This is a genomic window from Aquitalea sp. LB_tupeE (genome assembly GCF_013391415.1).
Lineage (GTDB): Bacteria > Pseudomonadota > Gammaproteobacteria > Burkholderiales > Chromobacteriaceae > Aquitalea.
Genome location: NZ_JACAXB010000020.1, coordinates 29,667 through 54,076, shown reverse-complemented (window position 1 = coordinate 54,076; position 24,410 = coordinate 29,667). Strand labels below are relative to the sequence as shown.

At 51.4% G+C, this 24,410-nt stretch carries 24 protein-coding genes; 6 read left to right on the top strand and 18 right to left on the bottom strand.

Annotated elements, in window-relative coordinates:
- Positions 1 to 89: 89 nt before the first annotated feature.
- Positions 90 to 701: a glutathione S-transferase gene (locus tag HWX34_RS11605; protein WP_178972387.1), complete on the top strand. Its 612-nt coding sequence runs from the start codon at positions 90 to 92 to the stop codon at positions 699 to 701.
- Between the two features lie 59 nt (positions 702 to 760).
- Here HWX34_RS11605 and HWX34_RS11600 read toward each other — a convergent pair whose 3' ends face one another.
- Entirely contained in the window at positions 761 to 1,093 is a 333-nt protein-coding gene (locus tag HWX34_RS11600) for a YnfA family protein (RefSeq protein ID WP_370459731.1), read from the bottom strand.
- A gap of 43 nt (positions 1,094 to 1,136) precedes the next feature.
- Positions 1,137 to 2,036: a LysR substrate-binding domain-containing protein gene (locus tag HWX34_RS11595; RefSeq protein ID WP_178972386.1), complete on the bottom strand. Its 900-nt coding sequence runs from the start codon at positions 2,034 to 2,036 to the stop codon at positions 1,137 to 1,139.
- 94 nt (positions 2,037 to 2,130) lie between these two features.
- On the opposite strand from HWX34_RS11595, the gene HWX34_RS11590 reads away from it, so the two are divergent.
- The gene (locus HWX34_RS11590) at positions 2,131 to 2,394 is read left to right on the top strand and encodes a hypothetical protein (protein ID WP_178972385.1); all 264 of its coding nucleotides are present in this window, start codon (positions 2,131 to 2,133) and stop codon (positions 2,392 to 2,394) included.
- Between the two features lie 15 nt (positions 2,395 to 2,409).
- Complete coding sequence (locus HWX34_RS11585) at positions 2,410 to 3,015, top strand: glutathione S-transferase family protein (protein WP_178972384.1); 606 nt, start codon at positions 2,410 to 2,412, stop codon at positions 3,013 to 3,015.
- A 322-nt stretch (positions 3,016 to 3,337) separates the two neighbouring features.
- Here HWX34_RS11585 and htpG read toward each other — a convergent pair whose 3' ends face one another.
- The 8 genes from htpG to puuE form a co-directional block, all read right to left on the bottom strand.
- Complete coding sequence (htpG, locus tag HWX34_RS11580) at positions 3,338 to 5,239, bottom strand: molecular chaperone HtpG (RefSeq protein WP_178972383.1); 1,902 nt, start codon at positions 5,237 to 5,239, stop codon at positions 3,338 to 3,340.
- Positions 5,240 to 5,373: 134 nt separating this feature from the next.
- On the bottom strand, positions 5,374 to 5,823 hold the full coding sequence (locus HWX34_RS11575) for an XdhC family protein (RefSeq protein ID WP_178972382.1): 450 nt from the start codon (positions 5,821 to 5,823) through the stop codon (positions 5,374 to 5,376).
- Between the two features lie 24 nt (positions 5,824 to 5,847).
- Positions 5,848 to 7,203, bottom strand: a complete 1,356-nt coding sequence (locus HWX34_RS11570) for a nucleobase:cation symporter-2 family protein (protein WP_178972381.1) — start codon at positions 7,201 to 7,203, stop codon at positions 5,848 to 5,850.
- 132 nt (positions 7,204 to 7,335) lie between these two features.
- Positions 7,336 to 7,839: an ureidoglycolate lyase gene (locus tag HWX34_RS11565; protein WP_178972380.1), complete on the bottom strand. Its 504-nt coding sequence runs from the start codon at positions 7,837 to 7,839 to the stop codon at positions 7,336 to 7,338.
- A gap of 34 nt (positions 7,840 to 7,873) precedes the next feature.
- A complete protein-coding gene (gene alc, locus HWX34_RS11560) occupies positions 7,874 to 8,917 on the bottom strand; it encodes an allantoicase (RefSeq protein ID WP_178972379.1) in 1,044 nt (347 codons plus the stop codon).
- A 37-nt stretch (positions 8,918 to 8,954) separates the two neighbouring features.
- On the bottom strand, positions 8,955 to 9,581 hold the full coding sequence (locus HWX34_RS11555; RefSeq protein WP_178972378.1) for a LysE family translocator: 627 nt from the start codon (positions 9,579 to 9,581) through the stop codon (positions 8,955 to 8,957).
- Complete coding sequence (gene uraD, locus HWX34_RS11550; protein ID WP_178972377.1) at positions 9,578 to 10,108, bottom strand: 2-oxo-4-hydroxy-4-carboxy-5-ureidoimidazoline decarboxylase; 531 nt, start codon at positions 10,106 to 10,108, stop codon at positions 9,578 to 9,580. Before uraD ends, HWX34_RS11555 begins: the two co-directional genes overlap by 4 nt.
- A complete protein-coding gene (puuE, locus tag HWX34_RS11545) occupies positions 10,105 to 11,043 on the bottom strand; it encodes an allantoinase PuuE (RefSeq protein ID WP_178972376.1) in 939 nt (312 codons plus the stop codon). Before puuE ends, uraD begins: the two co-directional genes overlap by 4 nt.
- A gap of 675 nt (positions 11,044 to 11,718) precedes the next feature.
- On the opposite strand from puuE, the gene uraH reads away from it, so the two are divergent.
- A complete protein-coding gene (gene uraH, locus HWX34_RS11540) occupies positions 11,719 to 12,072 on the top strand; it encodes a hydroxyisourate hydrolase (RefSeq protein ID WP_178972375.1) in 354 nt (117 codons plus the stop codon).
- Positions 12,073 to 12,102: 30 nt separating this feature from the next.
- Positions 12,103 to 13,344, top strand: a complete 1,242-nt coding sequence (locus HWX34_RS11535; protein ID WP_178972374.1) for a urate hydroxylase PuuD — start codon at positions 12,103 to 12,105, stop codon at positions 13,342 to 13,344.
- Between the two features lie 175 nt (positions 13,345 to 13,519).
- On the opposite strand, the gene HWX34_RS11530 is transcribed toward HWX34_RS11535, so the two are convergent.
- Genes HWX34_RS11530 through gcl form a run of 3 tightly spaced genes read right to left on the bottom strand, consistent with a single transcriptional unit; the run spans position 13,520 to position 17,009 of the window.
- Complete coding sequence (locus HWX34_RS11530) at positions 13,520 to 14,407, bottom strand: 2-hydroxy-3-oxopropionate reductase (RefSeq protein ID WP_218645157.1); 888 nt, start codon at positions 14,405 to 14,407, stop codon at positions 13,520 to 13,522.
- A gap of 20 nt (positions 14,408 to 14,427) precedes the next feature.
- Positions 14,428 to 15,204, bottom strand: coding sequence for a hydroxypyruvate isomerase (gene hyi, locus HWX34_RS11525; protein ID WP_178972372.1), 777 nt, complete (start codon positions 15,202 to 15,204; stop codon positions 14,428 to 14,430).
- Between the two features lie 59 nt (positions 15,205 to 15,263).
- Complete coding sequence (gene gcl / locus HWX34_RS11520; protein WP_178972371.1) at positions 15,264 to 17,009, bottom strand: glyoxylate carboligase; 1,746 nt, start codon at positions 17,007 to 17,009, stop codon at positions 15,264 to 15,266.
- 300 nt (positions 17,010 to 17,309) lie between these two features.
- Here gcl and iclR point away from each other — a divergent pair, with 300 nt between their 5' ends.
- The gene (gene iclR / locus HWX34_RS11515) at positions 17,310 to 18,155 is read left to right on the top strand and encodes a glyoxylate bypass operon transcriptional repressor IclR (RefSeq protein ID WP_178972370.1); all 846 of its coding nucleotides are present in this window, start codon (positions 17,310 to 17,312) and stop codon (positions 18,153 to 18,155) included.
- Positions 18,156 to 18,218: 63 nt separating this feature from the next.
- Here the strand turns inward: iclR and ispH are convergent, their stop codons facing one another.
- From ispH to HWX34_RS11490, 5 genes are all read right to left on the bottom strand, one after another.
- Positions 18,219 to 19,154: a 4-hydroxy-3-methylbut-2-enyl diphosphate reductase gene (gene ispH, locus HWX34_RS11510; protein ID WP_178972369.1), complete on the bottom strand. Its 936-nt coding sequence runs from the start codon at positions 19,152 to 19,154 to the stop codon at positions 18,219 to 18,221.
- A 45-nt stretch (positions 19,155 to 19,199) separates the two neighbouring features.
- On the bottom strand, positions 19,200 to 19,691 hold the full coding sequence (lspA, locus tag HWX34_RS11505; RefSeq protein WP_255496685.1) for a signal peptidase II: 492 nt from the start codon (positions 19,689 to 19,691) through the stop codon (positions 19,200 to 19,202).
- Between the two features lie 71 nt (positions 19,692 to 19,762).
- The gene (ileS, locus tag HWX34_RS11500) at positions 19,763 to 22,549 is read right to left on the bottom strand and encodes an isoleucine--tRNA ligase (protein ID WP_178972367.1); all 2,787 of its coding nucleotides are present in this window, start codon (positions 22,547 to 22,549) and stop codon (positions 19,763 to 19,765) included.
- Positions 22,546 to 23,481 (bottom strand): bifunctional riboflavin kinase/FAD synthetase, encoded by a 936-nt coding sequence (locus HWX34_RS11495; protein WP_178972366.1) that lies wholly within the window; start codon positions 23,479 to 23,481, stop codon positions 22,546 to 22,548. Before HWX34_RS11495 ends, ileS begins: the two co-directional genes overlap by 4 nt.
- 130 nt (positions 23,482 to 23,611) lie before the next feature.
- On the bottom strand, positions 23,612 to 24,289 hold the full coding sequence (locus HWX34_RS11490; RefSeq protein ID WP_178972365.1) for an OmpA family protein: 678 nt from the start codon (positions 24,287 to 24,289) through the stop codon (positions 23,612 to 23,614).
- Between the last annotated feature and the right edge of the window lie 121 nt (positions 24,290 to 24,410).

Genomic DNA, 24,410 nt, shown 5'->3' with positions numbered 1-24,410 from the left:
TATGCCACCGCAGCCTTGCGCTACAGTAAGCAACACAACGGGCTGAACTCATCAGCCCGCTTTTACGACCCGCCGAGCACTCTACCACCATGAAACTGATTGCCTCCTACACCAGTCCGTATGCCCGCAAGGTACGTATCGTACTGGCCGACAAGAAGATTGATTGCCCGCTGGAAGAGGATATGCCGTGGAATCCGGATAGCCAGGTCCCGCATTACAACCCACTGGGCAAAGTCCCCGTGCTGGAGCTGGATGACGGCAGCACCCTGTTCGATTCGCGGGTCATCGTGGAATATCTGGACAATATCTCGCCAGTTGCACGCCTGCTGCCGCAGGAAAACCGCCGCCTGATCAACACCCGCCGCTGGGAAGCACTGGCTGATGGCATTACCGATGCCGCAGTCGCCATTGTGCTGGAACAACGCCGCCCGTCAGACAAGCAGATGCCGGAGTGGATTGCCCGCCAGCAAGGCAAGATTGACCGCGGCCTGGCCACCATGTCTGCGGACTTGGCAGAACGCCAATGGTGCAATGGCGAAAGCTATAGCCTGGCCGATATTGCCGTCGGCTGCTGCCTGGGCTACCTCGATTTCCGCTTTCCGGCCATAGCCTGGCGCGAACGCCACCCCAATCTGGCAAGCCTGCTGGAACGGTTGTCCACTCGCCAATCATTTATCGATACCCGGCCACCTGCGGTCTGAACAAAGCAAACAGAAAAACCGGGATAATCCCGGTTTTTTAATTGCAATGACCACTACACTCATGACTGCCGTGGTGCCAGCATGATGATGGCCATGCCCGCCAAGGCCAGCATGCCCCCCAGTAGGTCGTACAGGCTAGGTCGCACGCCATCGACCACCCACAACCAGAACACAGCCACCACGACATAGACGCCGCCATAAGCGGCATAGACACGCCCGGCCGCTGCCGGATGCAAGGTCAGCAGCCAGACAAAAAGCAACAGTGCAAACGCAGCCGGCACTAACAAATAGGCTGAACCCTGCTGCTTCAGCCACAGCCAGGGCAGATAACAGCCAGTAATCTCAGCCAGTGCCGTCAGGCCAAACAGGAGCAATAACTTCAGTAAAGCCACTAGTGTTTTCCTTTAGTCCGTTTTCTGGCCACCGGCACCAATATCAGCGGGCTGCCTGCGCCAATTCATGTTCATACGCAGCCACCTCCTCAGCCATCCAGCCGGCAAAATCGCGCTGCTTGAGCAGTGAGCTTTCGCGCTGTGGCCACACCAGCCAGTGTGGGTAGGGATAAGGCACCACGATGTCACTCAGTTGCACCAACATGCCGGATTGCAAGGCAGCATGGACCAGGCTGCGACGCTCCAGTGCCACGCCCATTCCCTGCTGCACGGCCTGTAATACCAGATTGGAATCATTAATCCACAAGCCAGCCTGCGATGGCTCATCCACCCCCGCAGCCTGACACCACCCCATCCAGCTTTCCACCGTCCGCACCACCGGCCCAGCCACGATTTCGGCCGGGGTCCGTGGCAAGTTTCCCTGACGGAAACCAGGTGCAGCCACCACCACCAGCGCGTCATCAAACAGATGTTGCTGCTGCAAACCCTCCCAACCGCCCTGCCCCATGCGCACACCAATATCCACCAGGCCCTGACGCAAATCCTGAATGTCCAGACTGGCACGCAAACTGACACGATATTGCGGAAACCGCGCCTGAAAACGGGGTAAGCGTGGCAACAACCAATGCGCACCAAAGGAAGGCAGCACGGCGACTACCAGCTCGCCATCCCGCGGGCGGGCCTGAATCAACCGTGTAGCTTCGGTTAACTCGGTCAGGCCCGTGCGCACTTGCAGGGCATACAACCTTCCGTCCTCGGTCAGGCGTAGCCCTCGCCCTTCACGCACAAACAGCATCACACCCAGCATTTCTTCAAGCTGGCGTATTTGCTGGCTGATCGCCGAATGAGTCACATGCAGCTCGCTAGCGGCCAGTGTGACACTACCCAGCCGGGCAAGCGCTTCGAAACTGCGCAGAGCAGATAAGGGAGGCAAAGGTCTCATGTAAGTAAAACTAACATGAATTCCAAATAAATATCAATTTTCACCAGCCGTCTCACAACTTATAGTGAACTCACCCCCACGAAAGGAGATGACCATGTCCCACTCACTACGGCTGGAACTGGCAGCAGGTGAACTACTGGTAGTGCAACTATCCCACCCCTGCCAGATTTATGCGCGTAGCGGCGCACACTGGCTGACGATTGACGGTCTGGACATCTGCTTACAAGGTGGTGACACGGTACAACTCCCCGCGGGCAAGCTGTTGCTGGAAGGACGTGGCCAGCTGGAAATGCGCCCAGGTACCAATTTCCCGCAGTGCAGCTGGCTAAGTATTGCCAGCCATTTTCAAACCGCTTGAACAGAAAGGCAGATCATGCAATTGATTGGCATGCTGGACTCCCCCTATGTACGCCGTGTTGCCGTCAGCATGCACTTGATGGCGATACCATTTACACATCGCGCCGTTTCGGTATTCCGCCATCTGGCTGAATTCCAAACCATCAATCCGGTGGTGAAGGCACCAACCTTGATTCTGGATGACGACAGCACGCTGATGGACTCTACCCTGATTCTGGATTATCTGGACACCATGCACCCAGAGCGCAGCCTGATGCCGAAGGCCTTGCCACAGCGGCAGCGTGCGCTGCGTTTGCTGGGATTGGCTTTGGCGGCAATGGAAAAAAGTGTACAGCTGGCCTACGAGCAGAACTTGCGTCCAGAGGACAAACGACATCAGCCCTGGCAGGAGCGAATCAGCGCTCAGTTGCTGGCCGCTTATGGCTTGCTGGAGAAGGAACTGGGTATTGAAGCACTGTCGTCCACACCGCTGGACCAAGCAGGAATCAGTATCGCCATAGCCTGGCGCTTCAGTCGGGAAATACTGCCACAGCAAATGGTATGGGACGATTTTCCGCTGTTACAACAATGGAGTGCGCAGGCAGAAGCCCACCCTGCTTTTCTCGCCGCGCCGTTTGAATAGACCGCCCCGCACCAGACCGCTGCCTCCTGCAAAAACGAACAAGGATAGCTGCAGCAAATCATCAGTACATCTTGCCGCCCCCATAACATGTAGAGACGTGCTTGGGAAAGGTATGGTTTTAACACCCCATCGCTGACTACCACACCGTATCGGGCCTGCGGTGCACAAGGGACAATGCTGCCATCGGCCAGCAGCAGCCCCAGTTTGTGTCACGGTTTACTCATCACCACATCTTTACCACGGTAGAGAATGAAAACCGCCCCAGATACACGGCAAGCCGGTCGTCTGGGGCGGTTTCGGTTTACTAGCAAGCAGTCGCTACTTAGGCAGACAGCTCCAGCAGCAGCTTGTTGATACGCTTGACAAAGGTTGCCGGATCTTCCAGCTTGCCACCCTCTGCCAGCAAGGCCTGGTCGTACAGCACCTGAGCCAGATCGGCAGCACGTCCGGCGTCCGACTCTTCAGCCAAACGTTTCACCAGCACGTGTTCTGGATTGATTTCCAAGGTAGGCTTGCTCGCTTCCACTTTCTGGCCGGCCGCCTTCAGCATACGTTCCAGGTGGGCACTCATATCGTGTTCACCTGCAACCAGGCAGGCCGGGCTGTCGGTCAGACGCACAGTAGCACGCACTTCCTTCACCTTGTCGCCCAATGCATTCTGCACTTTTTCCACCACCGGTTTGGCGGCTTCTTCAGCCTGCTTCTGTGCTTCCTTGTCAGCTTCGTCTTCCAGTGCGCCCAAATCCAGTTCGCCTTTGGCTACCGACTGCAAGGACTTACCATCAAATTCAAACAAGGAACCGACAACCCACTCATCCACACGATCGGTCAACAGCAGTACTTCCACACCCTTCTTCTTGAACACTTCCAAGTGCGGGCTGTTGCGGGCTGCTGCCAGGGTATCGGCAGTAATGAAGTAAATCTTGTCCTGGCCTTCCTTCATTCGAGCGATATAGTCACTCAGGCTGACCGTCGGCTCATCGCCCTCCACCGCCGTGGATGCAAAGCGCAACAGCTTGGCGATACGCTCTTTGTTGGCATGGTCTTCCCCCACACCTTCTTTCAGCACCTGGCCGAATTCTTTCCAGAATGCGGCATATTTTTCAGGCTGATTGCTGGCCAGATCTTCCAGCAAGCCAAGCACCTTCTTCACGCAACCAGCGCGAATGGCATCGATATCCTTGCTTTCCTGCAGGATTTCACGCGAAACATTCAACGGCAGATCGTTGCTGTCGATTACGCCACGCACAAAGCGCAGGTATTGCGGCATCAGCTTATCGCTGTCTTCCATGATGAACACACGACGCACATACAGCTTGATGCCCTGCTTGCGCTCACGGTCCCACATGTCAAACGGTGCGCGGGCCGGGATGTACAGCAGCTCGGTGTATTCCTGGCGCCCCTCGACGCGGGCATGACTCCACGCCAACGGGTCGGTGAAGTCGTGCGCCACATGTTTGTAAAACTCGATGTACTGCTCGTCACTGATTTCACTCTTGCTGCGGGTCCACAAGGCAGAAGCGGCATTGACGGCTTCAAGCTCGTCACTTTCAATTACTTCGCCATTTTCGCCGTAGCTATTGCCCTTCTTCATCAGAATCGGGATGGAAATATGGTCGGAGTAGGTACGCACAATGCGCTTGAGTGCCCAGTCGGCCAACAACTCGTCTTCACCTTCCTTCAGGTGCAGCACGATATCGGTACCACGACCCGCTTTTTCCACCTGTTCCAGCGTGTACTCGCCCTCGCCCTGGGATTCCCAGCGGACACCTTCGCTTGCAGCAGCACCGGCACGGCGGGTAGTCAGGCTCACCTTGTCGGCAACAATGAAGGCCGAGTAAAAGCCAACACCAAACTGGCCGATCAGATTGGCATCTTTCTTGGAGTCTCCGGACAGTTGTTCGAAGAATGCCTTGGTGCCGGACTTGGCGATGGTACCGATATTGGCAATCACCTCGTCGCGACTCATGCCGATACCATTGTCAGAAATGGTAATGGTGCGGGCTTCCTTGTCGAAGCCAACAGTAATCTTCAGCTCGGCATCATTCTCGAACAACTCGGGCTTGGCCAGACCTTCAAAACGCAATTTGTCGGCAGCATCCGATGCATTGGAGATCAGCTCTCGCAGGAAGATTTCCTTGTTGGAGTACAAGGAGTGGATCATCAGGTGAAGCAGTTGCTTGACTTCGGTCTGAAAGCCCAGGGTTTCTTTCTGTGCGCTCATGGTCTCTATTCATCAGTGGTTGGGTAGCAGTGAGCACACAGATAGGGACAAGCCAGCCGATTTCAATACCCTCAACACAGCAATGGTCAGGATTGTCTGCCTGCAGAGCAACACTCATACAGTAGGATATCGAATCAGTCCGGCTTGAGTTGCTGCATGAGCTGCGCCACGATGGAAATTGCCATTACTGCTGGCTGTCGACTGCTGATCCCTTCTATCCCCAAGGGGCAGTGAACACTGGCAATACTCCCAAGGGGAACTCGATTAATCAGGCGCACATTGAAACTGGCCAGTTTGCCACGACATCCCAGCAAGCCGATAAATCTCGCATCACCGCGCAGCAGAATCTGCTCGACCCAGTCGAAATCAAGCAAATCGTCATCAGTCATCACCAGCCAGCAAGCATTGGCAGGCAAATTGCACATCTGCTCGACACCGCCTGACACAGGATGAATATTGCTGGCCAATTCCTCGGGGAAATTTGCCAGGGGACGATCCAGCCAAAATACGCTACAAGGCAGCTCGCCCAGCAAACGAATCACCGCCCGACCGACAAGCCCTGCTCCACACAACACCACCTGCATCTTAGCGACACCTGCATCAACCACTTAATGTCCCGGTACGGACATGACCTCCGTCGAGCTGGCTTCAGTCAGATCGCTACTGCCAAGTCCATTGAAAAAGGCATTCAAGATCACTGCAGTCAAACTTGCCAACAAGATCCCACTATGTAGTAGTGGGGCCATTCCAGCAGGCATCTGACCGAAAAAATCCTTGGCAACCGTAGGAATCATGCCCATTCCCAAACTGATGGCAACAATGTAGAGATTGTAACGATTCTGGAAATCCACTCGTGACAACACCTTGATGCCAGTAGCCAGCACCATGCCAAACATCACAATGCCAGCGCCACCCAGTACAAAGGGCGGAATGGAGGCCACAACAATGGACATTTTTGGTACCAGCCCAAAAGCAATCAGGATAAAACCCGACATCACGCAAACCCAGCGGCTACTGACCCCGGTAATGCTAACCAGACCGATATTCTGCGAAAACGAAGTATGTGGGAACGTGTTGAACATGCCCCCAAACAGGGTTCCCAAGGCATCGACTCGCAAACCACGTACCAGATCCTGACGTTTAACTGGGCGATTGACGATTTCACCCAGTGCCAGAAACATCCCCATGGATTCAATGAACACAATCAGCATCACTACGGTCAATGTCACGATGGACCATAGCTCAAATCTTGGTGCACCAAACTTGAAAGGCAGAATCATGGCAAACCAATTGGCATCCTGAAGTCCATTAAAGTCAACTTTTCCCAGTAGCAATGCGATGACAAAACCCAGCACCAAGCCAAGCAGTATGGAGATATTGGCAAGAAAACCTGAAGCAAATCGGATGATCAACAAAATGAAGACTAGTACGGTCAAGGAAATGCCCAGATATAAGGGACTACCGTAATCAGGAGAACCCAGCCCACCTGCCGACCAATTGATTCCGACTCCGATAATAGAAAGCCCTATCGAAGTAATTACCACCCCGGTTACCAATGGCGGAAAAAATCGCATCAGGCGGCCGATCAGCGGCACCAGCAGCAGGGATATCAAGCCTGCCGCCATGGTTGCACCAAAAATACCGGGCAGGCCTAACTCCACATTCTGTCCAATTGCAATCATTGGACCCACCGTGGCAAATGTCACAGCCATGATGACAGGCATGCGTATCCCGAAACCCTTGATGCCTAGACATTGCAATACGGTGACCAAACCACAACAGAACAAATCCGCACTGACAAGAAATGCAATTTGTTCCTTGGGTAGACCGACTGCACCTCCAACGATCAGCGGCACAGCCACTGCCCCGGCATACATCACCAAAACATGCTGTATTCCAAGAGTAAATAACTGTATAAAGGGCAGCTTTTCATCCACCGGATGAATCGGTTTTGTTACGCTCATCAGATCTCTCCTGTGCATCGCTCATGCCAACTGATTTATATCGTCCTTGGAGAAAACCATCCAATTACAGGCATGACCGGGCCTCCCAGTTGCGTCGGCAACAAGGGAAATTACAAAACTCAGGCAAATAAATTAGAGGGAAGCTTCGATTCGGTATTGCTGCGAAAGCATCACTTCATCACAGTTGTTACCACTGCCTACACGGTCAACCACGATGAAATCTCCTTCCCGTTGCAAGCTGATCAATGGGTGATGCCAACAATTCCGAAAATAGTTAACACCCTGATTCGATTTGGCATGAAATGCACGTAGAGCGCGCTCATCTGGCATTCCATCAGGCAAACTTGGGGCAACCACCACGATAAAAGAAACACCATTACAGGGAATGAATGACTGGCTTCCTAAAGGGTGTCGCTCTAACATATTTATATTGAGCGGAAAATCAAATGCAACACCTCGTGCCATACTGATGGCAGGTAAACCATCATCACCACAAATATCAACCAAACCAAGCTTATGATAACGACGCGTACTGCCATTATTGATAGGAAACCAGTCACTACCTGCCACTTCAATTACATTACCGAATGGTGAAAATGCTTCCTTGGTCAGCACTTCCAGATTTAGCAAAGCCATAATGACTCTCCTCATTATTCATATTTTCTTGACTTTACTCACTGATCAAACGGCCCCAAACACGTAAGCGGCTGACCCCACCATCTGGAAAAATATTTAATCGCACGTGATTGACCGGACCTAAAGGACGAATATGTTCACGATCAAAAAAGTGCTGGGCATCCATGGTCGTTTTTTGCTCTGGTAGCAAAGTTCCCCAGAACATGGCCTGGGTCACAATAGACTGATCGGCTCCCTGAGTAACCAATGCAGCCTGAATGGAAACACTATCGGGGTAGTTTCCCTTGAAGTGAGCGGTATCGACTTCAATACGCTCTATTACTGCCGCATGTCCAAGCTTAACAATACACCAGTCATTTCCAGGCTCACGCCTACGTCGGGTTTCCCAGCCATCCCCCATATTTACTCCTCGACCAGGCATAATTAGTCTAAATGGTACACCAAAATGGGCATCGTTATATGCAAGGACATGCCCGCCCAGTTGCAGAGCTGATACTTCGTACAGAGCACTCTTATCCTTACTGCTCCAATCAATATGAACTTCTCCATATACACGTAATCGTGCCACACCGCCATCAGGATAAATATTCAAACGAACATGAGTCCAGACGCGCTCATCATCAATGGTAAAAAAATGGTGTGCATTACCGCTTATAGGCAAAGCAGGAATAAGCGTTGTCCATTGCGTATTTTCATCGGGAATTCCATCAAGTCGGCAAGCCTCCAGAACTATTGCAGGGGGAAAATTACCAGTAAAATGGCTGGTATCAATATCAACCCCTTTGATTACTCCTGGCAAACCCAACTGAATGACAGCATAGTCATGCCCTCCATTACGGCGACGCTGTGTTTCCCAACCATCCATCCATTTACCATGATCGTCAAACTTACCTACTAGAAACACAGGTGATGCTGACTGCAACATACGCTCAGCTGGTGCAAACCATTCATCAGAACAGTGTACAACCTCGGCTCCAAAATCAGCATCCGCCAAGTTCACATAGCGCCGGGCATAATCTGGCAACTCTATAGCCGCGGCATGTAGCACAGTGGAAGCATGCTGGGAATTAATTCTCATGATGTTTCTCCTTTATTATTCATATGCAAAATCTATTTTAATATAAAGTATGAACTACGGTTTGCACTAGCAGGACTGCACCAATTAGGGAAAAGCATAAAGATGAAATAACGAGGAAGAACTTACGAAGACCAGCCATTTTTGTCAGCAAGTAGCTAGCTAACAGCCCATAGCCAAACTTGCAAAAAAAATCCACTAGCATCCAACCAACAACCATCCATACAAGCTGAGGAAATAATGGCCGAGCCGGCATCAAAAACTGTGGTAAAAGTGCCAAAAAAAACACAATATCTTTTGGATTACTGATACCGAGCAAAAAGGCTTTGGAAAAGAGTTTAGTGCCAATCGGCAGGCCTCCCGTTTTCAGTTCAATAGATTTCATCCGCCCCTGCCAGGTTCGCAATCCTAGATATAATAAATAGCAGGCCCCAAATAGCTGCAATAGCAGAAACATAGAAGGAGATGCCAATAACAGGGAACCAATTCCTAGAGCAGACAACAGCAACAAACTGACCGAGGCTAGAACTCCACCGATAAAACCAGGCCAACTCTGCCATACTCCGTATTGCACTGCATTTCCGACCATGAAAAGAGACAATGGGCCCGGCACAGCAATCACTACCGTAATGGCCAACAGGTATAAGACCATCATCTCAATAGTCATCTAGCAAAATCCTCAGGAAACATGGCCTCCAAACGTAAACGTGCAATACGGTATATTTGCTTCAAGCATTCACGACGTTCTTCTTCAACTTCAGACCCCAAACGTCGTTCAAACTCACGAAGAATTCCCATGCGGTCATACCCGCGAACGGCCAGAATGAAAGGAAACCCGAATTTGGTCTGGTAAGCCTGATTGAGGTGATTTAACCGGGCGTACTCTTCGGGTGAGCATTGATCAAGCCCGGCCCCCACCTGCTCCTCCGAGGACTCCCGGGTCAACTCACCATGAATCGCGGCTTTTCCCGCCAATTCAGGGTGTGCCCTGATCAATGCCATCTGCGGGCCGTAGCCTGCCTTTTCCACTTCCGCGCTCATCACTGCAGCCAATTCCATCACCGAATTAAACGGACGCAAAGCAGCAGTACGTTCGGCCACCCAAGGAGAGTGTTCAAATATCCCAGCAAGGGCATCGACATAATCATCAAAAGGCAGCTGATTTAACAACTCCAATGTCATATTAGGTTTCATGGATATACCTCCCGTACTGAATAAGGATGATGGCGTACCCAGTGACGAGCTATATCAACTCGCCGACATATCCAGACCCATTGATGTTGTTGAATGTAATCAAGAAATTTTTGCAGAGCAGCAAATCGGCCAGGCCGCCCAATCAAGCGACAGTGCAAACCGATGGACAGCATTGCGGGTGATGACTCACCCTCTGCATACAGCACATCAAAGCTGTCCTTGAGGTACTGATAAAAGTGCTTCCCTGTATTGAACCCTTGCAGAGAAGCAAAGCGCATATCGTTAACATCCAGCGTATATGGCACCACCAGATGAGGTTTGCATTCCCCATTGTGCAAACGCACTTCAGTCCAAAAAGGTAATTCGTCTCCATAATTATCCGCGTCGTATAGAAACCCCCCCTCCTCAACCACCAGGCGTCGCGTATTGGGACTATCCCTTCCCGTATACCAACCTGCAGGATGCTCACCAGTATATTGTTGTACGATTTCAACACACCGTTGCATGTGCTCTCGCTCCAGCCCTACATCTATATCTTGGTAATGTAACCAGCGATAACCATGACATGCCAACTCATGGCCCTGCTCCACAAATGCAGCTGCAGCTTCCGGATTACGCTCTAGCGCCATACCCACAGCAAACACTGTCAATGGTAATTCACGGCGTTCAAATTCGCGCAGAATACGCCATACTCCAACCCTGGATCCATATTCATATAAACTTTCCATCGACATATGACGTGTCGAATATGCCGCGGCTCCTATAATTTCTGATAAAAATTGCTCTGAAACGGAATCACCATGAAGAACATTACTTTCTCCACCTTCTTCATAATTGAGTACAAATTGTACAGCCACCCTGGCTTGGCCTGGCCAACATACCCGTGGGCGCCGTTTGCCATAGCCGACCATATCACGTGGATAATCGCTCTTCATTCAATGAACTCCTTCGCCTTGACATAAGCTGACATCTACGACAAAAAAATGGATTCATTCAAATGAGATGCTGAAATGCATACCATGATCACCCTAGCTCTGAATACATGCATGGACTGCATGCATAGCTGCTCCAATTAACTCAGGTCAGCAGTCATAACTGCTGAAACGATTGATATACTGATGCACTCCGAACTTCATCAACACCACGACCAACATATCCCCAGCTGTCAAAGACAGCCCTACATTCTCTACATACATTTTACGCATTGATTTCACAGCGAAAGTAGCAAATCGTTAATCTACATCAGTCTCGATTCACCGGAACCAAGCGTACCGTAGCTACCAATGCGATAAACATGTCTGAAAGTACAGTTTCAGACCACCTCACAGCATAAAATCACGCCATCACAACCTCTCAAAGACAAGCCTCCTGCTCATAGCCTATCGGTATTTACGTTTAGCAGAATGACAGGTACCGTCACTAAGGGGTACTTATCCAAGAAGGATGGTGTGCCATTTTTTCAGTTTTCACAACATGGCGGGCACCTTCATTCAAATATTGACAATTATCACAAAAACAAAACAATATCGCCAAAATCATGTTCACAACAACCCTAGATATAATAATTCCAACTGAACTATAAGCCAGGGCTTTCTTACAAGGAGACAATAATGGGACAAATCTCCACACATGTGTTGGACACCATGCATGGCTGTGCTGCCAAGGGGATGTACTTCGAGTTATACCGTGTAACTGAAGAAACGCGGCACTTGCTGTGTCAGCAACATACCAATGCGGATGGTCGGAGCAGCAAGGCATTATTGAAAGGTGATGAAATGAAAGCTGGCATCTACGAACTGATCTTTCATGCAGGAGACTACTTTATTGCTCAAGGTGTAAAGCTGGCTCAGCCCAGTTTTATTGACCAGGTAATACTGCGCTTTGGTATTGCCGACACCAATCAAAATTATCACGTCCCACTGATTATCACACCTTGGACGTACTCAACTTATCGCGGTAGCTGACTACCATTCTTTCTATCAGGAAAACAACTTATGGAAAGCTACCTCATGGAATTTGGCAACCTGCTGCTACGCTGGTTGCACGTCATTGTCGCCATTGCTTGGATCGGTGAATCAATTTATTTCGTCATGCTAGACAACAGCCTGACAAAACCAAATGGAGAAAAGGATTCACGCTATGATTTGATTGGAGAAATGTCATCGGTACACGGTGGCGGCTTCTACCACAATCAGAAATATCTTACCCACCCGCCCTTCCCTTTGGACGAGAAACTACACTGGTCATTCTGGAAGTCATACACTACCTGGCTTTCAGGCTTTGCCTTGTTTTGCTTGCTATACCTGAGCAATGCTTCGGTCTATCTGGTTAATCCAGCCAGCCCTTGGGCGTGGGCTGCAGTATTGACCCCAGAAGAGGCCAGTGTTGCTGCACTTGCATTGCTTGTTGTTGGATGGTTGTTCTACGACGAGTTATGTCGCCGGATCAGTCCAGATATGCAAAGAGATGGTCTCTTGAGCGTGGCTGTCTCAATCATGATGTCAGGAGTCGCGTACTTCAGCAGCCATGTATTTCAAGGGCGTGCTGCATTCCTTTTGACAGGAGCAGTAATGGCAACATGCATGTCTGCAAATGTATTCTTCTGGATCATTCCGGGTCAGCGAAGAATGGTAAAAGCACTTAACGCAGGAGAACCACCCAATCCACTAGATGGTAAGCGGGGAAAACAACGGTCTGTACACAATACCTACTTTACGCTACCCGTGGTTTTTCTAATGATCAGCAATCACTATGCCTTTACTTATAGTAATGAAGCATCATGGTTCATCATGACGCTATTTATTCTGGCCGGGGCACTAATCAGACAGTATTTTGTGCTACGCCATCAAGGTCAGAATATGCTGACTTTACCAGCGGCCAGTGGCATTCTCTTGTTTGTCATTGGGATGATAGCGTCCCCCACTGACATCAAAGTAGCCCCAACTGAAGCAAAGAGTAGCAATAGCCATGATAATAAATCTATACCGGCTAATAGCAATGATACCCACATGGTCAGTCGCATACTGCAAGAGCGCTGTGTTTCTTGCCATGCAGCAAGGCCGACACAAGCCGGATTTAGTGCCCCACCGGCAGGAATCCTCCTTGATAATGAGCAGGATATCCTCAGACACCAGATCAAAATTAAGCAAGTGGTGACCAGTAGATATATGCCATTGGCCAATTTAACAAAAATGAGTGATGAGGAGCGCCAGCAGATTTCCCAGTGGAAACCTTAAAGCACACGCGCTCATTTACCAGGTGAAACTAGGCATTAGTTTCACCTTCTTATTTTTAAATATATACTACAAAAGCAATGAGGGACATTTCAATCCATTTAATATGAAATAAAAATGGGGTGGAAAAATCCACCCCAATTGATTAGTACGCTATCAACAAAGCATGATTTTAAAACTACTGTGCCGAAATAGAAAAATCAGATAGTCGTTCCAACGCACATATCATCGCACTATGATCCCAAGCCTCCCCTCCCTGAGCGACACAACTATTAAATAACTGTTGAGCCAGTGCCGTTGCAGGCAAAGCTAGCCCCATTTCCTGCGCACTCTTTAGAGCTAGGTTAAGGTCTTTCTGATGCAAAGCAATGCGGAACCCCGGATCAAATGTGCGTTTAACCATACGCTCACCATGCACTTCCAGTATTTTGGAAGATGCAAAGCCACCCAGCAATGCCTGTCTTACCATTTCAGGGTTTGCTCCAGCGTGTGAGGCAAACAGTAGAGCCTCGCCCACCGCCTCAATGGTCAATGCAACTACCATCTGATTGGCTACCTTTGCGGTTTGACCATCTCCGTTATCACCAACTCTAGTGATATTTTTCCCCATCAATTGCAATACAGGTAGCATTTTTTCGAAGATAATCTGAGGTCCACCTACCATGATGGATAAACTGGCCGCACGAGCACCCACCTCACCTCCGGACACCGGGGCATCAAGATAATGCCCTCCCAATTGCTCTATACGATTGGCAAATTTCTTGGTTTCAATTGGTGAAATGGATGACATATCCACTACTACCTTACCAGCCAGATTTGCTTCCGATACCCCCTTACTACCAAATAAAACAGCATCCACATCAGGCGTATCAGGCAGCATCGTGATAATGGCGTCAGCTTGCTCAGCTACCTGTTTTCCACTAGCACAGACCGTAAGCTGATAACCTGCCAATGACGGAGGTAGCCCGCTACGTGAGTTCACAAAAAGAGTATGGTCAGCTTCTAACAAGTGTTTGACCATGGGGGTACCCATAATGCCTAAGCCGATAAATCCAATTTTCATCAATGTCTCCTTATTTAATGAACTCACAGATACTGGCTTATCCATCCCAAGCCAGCGACGGTAGTACTTTTAGGCTTGTATTCGCAGCCAATCCAACCTTGATAGCCAATACGATCCAAAAAACTGAACAAGAAGGAGTAATTGATTTCCCCTGTTCCAGGCTCGTGCCGACCGGGATTATCCGCCAGCTGGATATGTGCTATATGCGGCAGCTGTAGCTGCAGCGTTTGGGCCAGTTCACCCTCCATACGTTGCATGTGATAGACGTCGTACTGAACATAGAGATTGTCGCAACCAAGCTCCCTGATCATTGCCAGCACCTGACGGGTTCGAGAGACTACAAAACCGGGAATATCAAATGTATTGATAGGTTCCACCAAAAGTTTTATGCCTTCTGCCTTTAAGGCTTTTGCAGCAAACCGCAGGTTGTTGTGCAGGGTTTCCTGCACAACATCAGCATCTGCATTTTGGGGCCGTATCCCTGCCAAAACATTTAATTGACGGCATCCTAATGCTTTGGCATAGCTAATTGCCTCGCCTACCCCATCCTGAAATTCTGATTTGCGGTCAGGCAGGCAAGCTATTCCACGTTCACCTGCAGCCCAATTCCCAGCAGGAAGGTTGTGTATTACTTGTTCCAGCTGGTGCTTATCCAATAGCTCAGCCAACAGCTGCTTGTCATAACCATAGGGAAACAGGTATTCAACTCCCCGAAATCCCGCTTTGGCTGCTGCTTGAAAACGTGATAGAAAATCCACTTCGTTAAACAGCATGCTGAGGTTGGCGGCAAATCTTGGCATAGGACTCTCCCATAGGATGTCGGCCGGTCAAGTTTGACGGCCACACGGTTATTGCCGACTTACACGGTCAAATCGACAATATCTTCAAATTCATTGATGGCATTGATTTCAGTGCCCATGGCGATATTGGTAACTCGTTCTAGGATTACCTCAACTACGACGGGTACAGAAAATGCCTCCATCAACCGGCGGGCTTCTGCAAAGCCTGTTGCCAGCTGCTCTGGGTCAGTCACTCGTACCGCTTTACACCCCAACCCTTCCACCACCTTGATGTGATCAACACCGTAATTACCCAGCTCCGGAGCATTGATGTTCTCGAAACTTAGTTGTACGCAGTAGTCGATATCAAACTGGCGCTGTGCCTGGCGAATAAGACCCAGATAGCTGTTGTTAACCAAAACATGGATGTAAGGAATACGGAACTGAGCGCCGACTGCGAGCTCTTCCAGCATGAACTGGAAGTCATAATCTCCAGAGATGGCAACTACATCACGCGTGGAATCCCCCACCTTGGCACCAAGTGCTGCTGGGATAGTCCAGCCCAGTGGCCCAGCCTGGCCACAGTTAATCCAGTTGCGTGGCTGATAAACATGTAGGAACTGGGCTGCAGCAATCTGCGATAAACCGATGGTGCTGACATAACGGACATCCCGACCGAAATGGCGATTCATCTCTTCATACACCCGCATCGGTTTGATTGGTTTGTCGGCTTGGTCCGATCGACGCAACATACTGGCTTTTCGATGCTGGCACGCCAGCAGCCACTCATCCCGAATGGTTAGGCGGCCTTGAACGCGCCATTCACAAGCAACTTCTATCAATAGCTCCAATGCCATGGCAGCATCAGAGGTGATACCAAAATCGGGGGGGAAAACCCGACCGATTTGGGTGGACTCGATATCGATGTGAACGAATTTACGTCCATGGGTATAGACTTCGACCGATCCGGTATGACGGTTGGCCCAGCGATTTCCAATACCAAAGACAAAATCAGCAGCCAGAAGTGTGGCATTGCCATAGCGATGTGAGGTTTGCAATCCAGCCATACCTGCCATCAGAGGATGATCGTCAGGAATACACCCCCACCCCATCAGCGTCGGAATCACTGGAATCTGAACAATTTCAGCAAACTGTGTCAGCAACGCGGAGGCATTGGCATTGATCACACCACCGCCTGCCACAATAACTGGACGCTCGGCCTCCAACAGCATTGCAAGTGCCTTTTCAATTTGCGCACGGGTGGCACTGGGTTTGAAGGCAGGTATGGATTGATAGGTTTCCGGGTCAAATTCGATTTCAGCCATCTGCACATCAAAGGGTAGATCCAGCAATACCGGTCCAGGCCGTCCTGAACGCATCAAATGAAATGCTTGTTGCAGCGCACCTGGTAATTGTGCGGGCTCCATCACAGTAGTCGCCCACTTGGACACTGGCCGGGCAATTTCCTTGATATCCACTGCCTGGAAATCTTCCTTGTGCAATCGTGAGCGTGGTGCCTGCCCGGTAATGCACAGGATGGGAATGGAATCTGCCGCAGCGGAGTACAAGCCAGTAATCATGTCGGTACCCGCTGGGCCGGAGGTGCCGATACAGACGCCGATATTGCCGGACCGCGCGCGCGTATAACCTTCCGCCATATGAGAGGCCCCTTCAACATGGCGTGCCAGAAAATGACGTATGCCACCGATTTTTTTCATGCCTGCATACAAGGGATTGATCGCCGCACCGGGGACACCAAATGCTGTCGTTACACCCTCTTTGATCAGTACATGTACTGCAGCCTCGATTGCTCGCATTTTGGCCATTGGATAGCTCCTGAGTTAAGCAGGCCTCACCACACTGGTTGCAGCCCATTTTCTTGGGAGACTATCTCGCGCGACAATTTTCAGTCAATGGCAAATGGAAGTAGTTTCCATTTTTATAATTTTTAAAAAAATATTATTTATATTCAGTTAGTTAGTATTTTTTTAACTATGGAATAACATACCATTTTTTATTATTCTGCATTTAACAAGCTCATGCTCAGGCAGTTATTACACTCAACTGTACCTAAGGCGTAAAATCCAGCTGCGACAACGCCCAATCCACACTCAGCACGAGGATTTATGAGCAAAGCCGATACACTTCCCGCCCGAGGCAATATACGTAAGCGTACCGATGGCACGGCAAGCAGCACTGGCCAAGTACAATCGCTAACCCGGGGGCTGGTTTTGCTGGAACGCATTGCTGAAGCACCTGCTGGCATCATGCTGACCGACCTTTCCATACAAGTGGGATTGCCCAACTCCACGACACATCGTTTGCTGACCACCATGCAACAAATGGGTTTCGTTCAGCAGACCGGGGACCTTGGGCTGTGGAGCATTGGTGTACGCGCGTTTACTGTCGGGAGCGGTTTTCTGAGCAGCCGCGACCTGTCTACGCTCGCAATGCCAATCTTGCGGCAAGTCATGGAGGCCGCAGGGGAAACCAGCAATCTGGTTGTTTTTGATACGGAAGCCTGGCAAAGCGTTGTCGTTGGACAAGTCCAATGCCGGGAGCTGATGCGGATGCTCGCCCCGATAGGAGGACGCCTGCCATTGCACGCATCTGGCGCAGGCAAGGCATTTCTTGCTGCACAAGATGAAGTACACCTTGTGCGCATCCTGCAGAAGACTGGCTTGCCTCAGTTTACCGGGAACACCATCACAAGCCCGGCGCGATTGAAAGAAGAGATAGTGCAAATCCATAAACAGGGATTTGCCTTTGATGATGGTGAACATGCAGTTGGCCTGCGCTGTGTTGCCAGTTGCATTTACGATGAATCAGGCAATGCCTTTGCTGCCATCTCGATTTCCGGACCTGCATCGCGTATTCCGGATGAGCGCATCACTCACCTGGGTTCTCTGGTGATGCGGGCTGCAGGAGAAATCACCCACTTGTATGGCGGAAAAGCAGGAAAGCACAGCTGATTGCCGCCGAAAAACAAAAAGGCTCTGCCAATGCAGAGCCTTTTTTGTCAGGTTGAATCTGAACTAATGCGGGTCTCGCAAGCCTGGAGGCAGGGCAAAAACCGTGGATTCTTCCACTCCACTGAGTTCAGAAACACTTTCAGCACCATAGCTGCGAATCTGCTCGATAACTGCCTGGACCAGCACTTCCGGAGCGCTGGCTCCTGCAGTGACACCAACTCGCTGCTTGCCATCAAACCACTCTGGCTTAAGCAAAGAGGCATTGTCCACCATATACGCGTCCACTCCCCGCAACGCGGCAACTTCTCTCAGACGATTGGAGTTGGAGCTATTGGCGGAGCCAACCACCACGATGATGTCGCACTGGTCGGACAGCAGCTTGACCGCATCCTGGCGATTCTGCGTGGCATAGCAGATATCGTCCTTTTTGGGACTAGTGATGGCAGGAAAGCGCTGTTTGAGTGCTGCAATAATGTCGCGGGTTTCATCGACAGAAAGCGTGGTCTGACTAACATAGGACAGAGCCGAGGGGTTGCGCACTTCAAGGCGGGCAACATCCTCAACACTTTCCACCAGGTACATGCCGCTATCGACCTGGCCCATGGTGCCTTCGACTTCCGGATGGCCGGCATGGCCAATCATGATGATTTCCATCGCGGCCTTGTGCATGCGCTTCACTTCGACATGCACCTTGGTCACCAGCGGACAGGTGGCATCAAAGACTTGCAAGCCAAGCGCTTCGGCTTCGGCACGTACAGCCAGCGGCACACCATGCGCGGAGTACACCAGTGTGCTTCCCGCCGGAACGTCTTTCAGTTCTTCGATGAAAATGGCACCCTTCGCACGCAGGTTTTCCACCACAAACCGGTTGTGCACCACTTCATGCCTTACATAAATGGGTGCGCCAAACTTCTCGATCGCACGCTCGACGATGGCGATGGCCCGGTCCACTCCGGCACAAAACCCGCGCGGGTTGGCCAGCATAATGGTCTTCGTCATCTGTAATCCTTGCAAAACGCCATCACACAGATGGCAAAAAAGGGTTCAATGCACTTTGGGTTGCTTAAGACTATCGAGCACCATCAGTACAGCACCGACACAAATGAAGGAGTCTGCCAGGTTAAAAGCAGGGTAATACCAGCTGTGCTGATAATGCACCAGGATGAAATCGACAACATGGCCATAGGCCAGCCGGTCAATCACATTCCCGATGGCTCCGCCCATAATGAAACTGGCGGCAATATTCATCAGCTTGCTGAAACGGCCCCGGATGATGTTCCACCCCAGATAGGCAGAAACACCAAGCGCCAGCAGGGTGAACAAGTACTTTTGCCAACCGCCTGCATCCCGCAGGAAACTGAATGCGGCACCCGGGTTGTAAATCAGGGTGAAACTGAAATAGCCGGGGATGACATCCCGCATTTCACCAAACTGGTACTGCGTGTTGAAATAAATCTTGGAAAGCTGGTCCAGAATAATGACCAGCAATGCCAGCCCTATCCATTTGCCCCAGACTCTGGCTTGAGGCACCTGCATGACAGATTCCATTTGATGACTTCCTTACCGGTCTATCCCCCGGAGCAAGTCCGGGGGAAGCTAGGGATCAATCAGGCGTGCGCTCTGACTTCACCCTTGCCATCGATATTATCGACGCAGCGTCCACATACTGCGCCATGACCGGCATGAGACCCCACATCAGCTCGATAGTGCCAGCAGCGATCACATTTCTGATGCGCCGAAGGGGTTACAGTGATACGGGTCTCCTGAGCTTCACGAACGCGTGCTGCCGAGACGATGAGCACGAACTTGAGATCGTCACCCAGGCTGGCCAGTTGCTGGTACAAGTCGCCGGCGGCCTCGATATCCAGCTCAGCCTGTAGAGAGGAGCCCAGCTGGTCGGCACTACGCAGTTCTTCAATCTGCTTGTTGACCTGGGCGCGCAGGCTGCGAATAGCCTCCCACTTCTGCTGCAAGGCTTGCTCGCTGGCTGCGGTGAGGGCCGGGAACTCATGCCAAGTATGATAAAGAGTAGATTCTTCTTCGCTCTTAGTAAGGACTTCCCAAGCTTCATCCGCAGTGAAACACAATACCGGCGCAATCAGCAGCAGCAAGCTGCGGCTGAGATGATAGAGTGCGGTCTGGGCGCTGCGGCGCGCATGACTGTCTGCCTTGGTGGTGTACAGACGGTCCTTGATGATATCCAGATAGAAAGCACCCAGGTCTTCCGAGCAATAATTCACTACTTCCTGCATGGCATGGTGGAAGGCATAGCGGGTGTATAGCTCGCCCGCCACTTTTTCCTGAACCTGACGCGCCATCAACAGGGCGTATTGATCCAGCTCCAGCATTTCACCAAACGGCACGGCATTTTCCAACGGATCAAAATCCGACAGATTAGCCAGCAAGAAGCGCAGGGTATTACGCAGGCGGCGGTAGCTTTCAGTCACTCGCTTGAGGATTTCATCAGAAATCGCCAGCTCGCCGGAATAATCGGTGGAAGCCACCCACAGACGCAGGATGTCAGCGCCCAGACTGTCGTTCACCTTCTGTGGAGCCACCACATTGCCCTTGGACTTGGACATCTTCAGACCCTTGCCATCCACCACGAAACCGTGGGTCAGCAATTGCTTGTACGGCGCACGACCAATGGTGGCACAACCGGTCAGCAAGGAGGACTGGAACCAGCCGCGATGCTGGTCACTACCTTCCAGATACAGGTCGGCTGGCCAAGCCAGTTCCGGACGCTGCTTGAGCACGGCAAAGTGGGTGGAACCGGAGTCGAACCATACGTCCAGGGTATCGGACAACTTGCGATACTCGGCGGCTTCGCTACCCAGCAGCTCCTGTGCATCCAGGCTGAACCAGGCTTCGATGCCCTGCTGTTCGATGCGCAGCGCCACTTCTTCCAGCAAGGCCAACGAGCGCGGATGCAGTTCGCCGGTTTCCTTGTGCACGAAGAAGGTCATCGGCACGCCCCAGTTGCGCTGGCGCGATACGCACCAGTCCGGACGGTTGCCAATCATGGCCTCCAGACGCGCACGTCCCCATGCAGGGAAGAATTCGGTTGCATCTACTGCGCTCTTGGCTCGCTCACGCAGGGCAACACCATCCTTGCCCTGCTTGTCCATGCCAATGAACCATTGGGCAGTCGCGCGGAAAATGATGGGCGTTTTGTGACGCCAGCAATGCGGGTAGCTATGCAGCAAGCGGGCCTGATGAATCAGGGTGCCATGCTGTTCCAGCGTTTCGATGACTTTGGGATTGGCTTCCCATACCGACAGGCCGGCAAACAACTCGGTCGTGGACTTGTAGCGGCCATCATCGGCCACCGGGTTGTCGATGGGTAGACCGTATTGCTGGCCAACCTGGAAGTCTTCCAGACCGTGAGCCGGTGCGGTATGCACCAGACCGGTACCTGCATCGGTCGTAACGTGGTCCCCGCAAATGACGGGTACGCTGCGGCCATAGAAGGGATGTTGCAGTTGCAACAACTCCAGCTTGTCGCCTGTGGTTTCTGCCAGCACCTTGACATCAGCAAAACCATAGCGTTGCAGCGCCGACTCGGCCAGCTCCTTGACCAGAATCAACTTGCCTTTCGGCGTATCGATCAACTGGTAGGTCAGCGCAGCACTGACCGCAACAGCCTGGTTGGCCGGCAGTGTCCACGGCGTGGTTGTCCAGATGACAGCCATGGCACCTGCAACCTGTTCGGCGCTCAGACCGAATGCGGCAGCCAGCTTGTTCAGATCCTGCACACGGAAACCAACGTCGATGGCAGGGGAGTTCTTGTCTTCGTACTCAACCTCGGCCTCGGCCAGTGCAGAACCGCACTCAATGCACCAGTGCACGGGCTTTTCGCCCTTGAACAGATAACCGTTGCTGTAAATCGTACCCAGGGTACGGACGATGTCCGCTTCAGTCTTGAAGTCCATGGTCAGGTAGGGATTGTCCCAATCGCCCAGTACGCCCAGGCGAATGAAGTCCTTCTTCTGACGGGAGATTTGCTCCTTGGCATACTCACGGCACAGCTCGCGGAACTTGGCAGCGGGGATGGATTTACCGTGCAGTTTCTCCACCATCAATTCGATCGGCAAACCATGGCAATCCCAGCCCGGCACATAGGGGGCATCGAAACCTGCCAGTGTTTTGGAGCGGACGATGATGTCCTTCAGCACCTTATTGACCGCATGGCCGATATGAATGTCGCCATTGGCATACGGCGGGCCGTCATGCAGAATGAATTTAGGGCGACCGGCAGACAATTTACGCACTTTGTCATAGCGCTTCTGTTCCTGCCAACGCTTGACCCAGGCAGGTTCGCGTTTGGCCAGATCCCCTCGCATGGCGAACGGGGTATCCAGCAGGTTGACGGTTTTACGGTAATCGATGCTCATGCCTGCTCTCGCTGCAAACTGGTCAAATAAGTATGGGCACTGGCAGCGTCTCGTTCTATCTGCGCCACCAATGCCGGCAAATTGTCGTAGCGCTCTTCGTCGCGCAACTTTTTCAGGAAATGCACCGTGACGCGCTGGCCGTAAAGATCGCCAGCAAAATCAAACAGGTGTGCTTCCAACTTGTAATCACTGCTACTGCTGACCGTGGGGTTGAGACCCAGACTGGCCACCCCGCCCTTGCGTCCGAACGGGGTATCTACTTCTACCACAAACACACCTTGCAAAGCCGGTTTCAGATGAGGCAAATGTACATTAACCGTGGGAAAACCGATGGTACGTCCCAGCTTCTGACCATGCATGACTTTGCCGGAAATCTGGTAGCGACGCCCGAGCAATGCATTGGCTGCATCCAGGTCTCCCACAGCCAGCCGTTCGCGCACCAACGTACTGGAAGCGCGTTCTCCCTGTACCAAAACCGATGGCATCGCTTCCGTCACAAAATGCGGACAGGCCGATAGCAGTTGAAAATTGCCTTGGCGCGCAGCACCAAACTGAAAATCATCGCCGATTAGCAGATAGCGTGTTTTCAGATCCCGAACCAGAACATCCTGGATAAAATCCTGCGCACTCATGCTTGCAAAACGCTGGTTGAAGCGAAAGACAAACACATAATCCAGCAGACCGGAGGCTTGCAAGACATTCAGCTTATCGCGCAAGGTGGATAAGCGGGCAGGAGGATTACTTCGGGTAAAGAACTCTCGAGGATGGGGCTCGAATGTCAGCAAGGCTGTGGGCAAGGAGCGCGCAGTGGCCTCATCCTTGAGACGCCGCAGCATGTGCTGATGGCCAAGATGCACGCCATCAAAGTTTCCAATGGTCAATGCACAGCCAGCGAGCCCGAAACGTCGTGGATCTCCTAGAAATACCTGCATCTGACGCCTAGCATCCTGAAAACTTATGATTGTAGCTGCCGGCAAGCGGTAGCGTCCAGCCATCCAATCAGAAGTGATAAAACAAAAAAGCCCCACGTTTGTGGGGCTTTTCGGGGTTTACCAAAGCAGCTTACTGCTGGGTGGTAACCTTAACGGCGTCGATAACTACATCAACACGACGATCCGGCTCGATGCATGCCTTGATTTCAGCATTTTGCTTCTTGTTCTTGGCATATTTCGGGAACTTGGCCTTGCACTCGTCGGTCATCTTGGCATCAGCCTTGCCTTTGCCTACGGCAGTAACCTTCTCAGCCGGAACACCAGCGTCAACGAAGTAAGCCTTAACAGCATCAGCACGCTTCTGGGACAGAGCGTTGTTCAGCTTGTCGGAACCCATGAAGTCAGTGTAACCGTCGATTTCAACACCGTTCAGATGACCTTCGCCAGCGTGGGCCTTCAGCTTGGCAACCAACGGATCCAGTTCGCTCTTGGCATCCGGACGCAGGGTAGCCTTGTCGAAGTTGAACAGTACCTTGGCGGACAGGGTTACATGTTCCTTCACGGAAACCGGAGCAGCCTTCGGAGCTTCAGCTACCGGAGCAACCGGCTTGGCAGCTTCGCGATCACCACACTCAACCAGACCATCTTTAGCCTTGTCGAAGTAAGCGGTATGCCAGCATTCGCCGTAGTTGTTACGGGAAACGGCATCGGTGGATTGATCAACGGTGTAGCCCGGCTTAGCTGCGAACGCGCTAGCGGAAACCAGCAGAGCAGCAACCAAGGCGCTCAGTTTCAGCTGTTTAGTCATATTATTCCCTCTTTTATCTATGAATCGGTATTGATGCGGTTGACGCAAACACCACGCGGACAATTCTACTGCAAACAACAGGGTAAGCGCCAAACTGTGTTTATGCAGTTAACGGGCACTA

Coding starts and splice junctions, on each gene's coding strand:
- HWX34_RS11605 (WP_178972387.1), top strand. CDS start 90: ATGAAACTGATTGCCTCCTACACCAGTCCGTATGCCCGCAAGGTACGT.
- HWX34_RS11595 (WP_178972386.1), bottom strand. CDS start 2,036: ATGAGACCTTTGCCTCCCTTATCTGCTCTGCGCAGTTTCGAAGCGCTT.
- HWX34_RS11590 (WP_178972385.1), top strand. CDS start 2,131: ATGTCCCACTCACTACGGCTGGAACTGGCAGCAGGTGAACTACTGGTA.
- HWX34_RS11585 (WP_178972384.1), top strand. CDS start 2,410: ATGCAATTGATTGGCATGCTGGACTCCCCCTATGTACGCCGTGTTGCC.
- htpG (WP_178972383.1), bottom strand. CDS start 5,239: ATGAGCGCACAGAAAGAAACCCTGGGCTTTCAGACCGAAGTCAAGCAA.
- HWX34_RS11575 (WP_178972382.1), bottom strand. CDS start 5,823: ATGCAGGTGGTGTTGTGTGGAGCAGGGCTTGTCGGTCGGGCGGTGATT.
- HWX34_RS11570 (WP_178972381.1), bottom strand. CDS start 7,203: ATGAGCGTAACAAAACCGATTCATCCGGTGGATGAAAAGCTGCCCTTT.
- HWX34_RS11565 (WP_178972380.1), bottom strand. CDS start 7,839: ATGGCTTTGCTAAATCTGGAAGTGCTGACCAAGGAAGCATTTTCACCA.
- alc (WP_178972379.1), bottom strand. CDS start 8,917: ATGAGAATTAATTCCCAGCATGCTTCCACTGTGCTACATGCCGCGGCT.
- HWX34_RS11555 (WP_178972378.1), bottom strand. CDS start 9,581: ATGACTATTGAGATGATGGTCTTATACCTGTTGGCCATTACGGTAGTG.
- uraD (WP_178972377.1), bottom strand. CDS start 10,108: ATGAAACCTAATATGACATTGGAGTTGTTAAATCAGCTGCCTTTTGAT.
- puuE (WP_178972376.1), bottom strand. CDS start 11,043: ATGAAGAGCGATTATCCACGTGATATGGTCGGCTATGGCAAACGGCGC.
- uraH (WP_178972375.1), top strand. CDS start 11,719: ATGGGACAAATCTCCACACATGTGTTGGACACCATGCATGGCTGTGCT.
- HWX34_RS11535 (WP_178972374.1), top strand. CDS start 12,103: ATGGAAAGCTACCTCATGGAATTTGGCAACCTGCTGCTACGCTGGTTG.
- hyi (WP_178972372.1), bottom strand. CDS start 15,204: ATGCCAAGATTTGCCGCCAACCTCAGCATGCTGTTTAACGAAGTGGAT.
- gcl (WP_178972371.1), bottom strand. CDS start 17,009: ATGGCCAAAATGCGAGCAATCGAGGCTGCAGTACATGTACTGATCAAA.
- iclR (WP_178972370.1), top strand. CDS start 17,310: ATGAGCAAAGCCGATACACTTCCCGCCCGAGGCAATATACGTAAGCGT.
- ispH (WP_178972369.1), bottom strand. CDS start 19,154: ATGACGAAGACCATTATGCTGGCCAACCCGCGCGGGTTTTGTGCCGGA.
- lspA (WP_255496685.1), bottom strand. CDS start 19,691: ATGCAGGTGCCTCAAGCCAGAGTCTGGGGCAAATGGATAGGGCTGGCA.
- ileS (WP_178972367.1), bottom strand. CDS start 22,549: ATGAGCATCGATTACCGTAAAACCGTCAACCTGCTGGATACCCCGTTC.
- HWX34_RS11495 (WP_178972366.1), bottom strand. CDS start 23,481: ATGCAGGTATTTCTAGGAGATCCACGACGTTTCGGGCTCGCTGGCTGT.
- HWX34_RS11490 (WP_178972365.1), bottom strand. CDS start 24,289: ATGACTAAACAGCTGAAACTGAGCGCCTTGGTTGCTGCTCTGCTGGTT.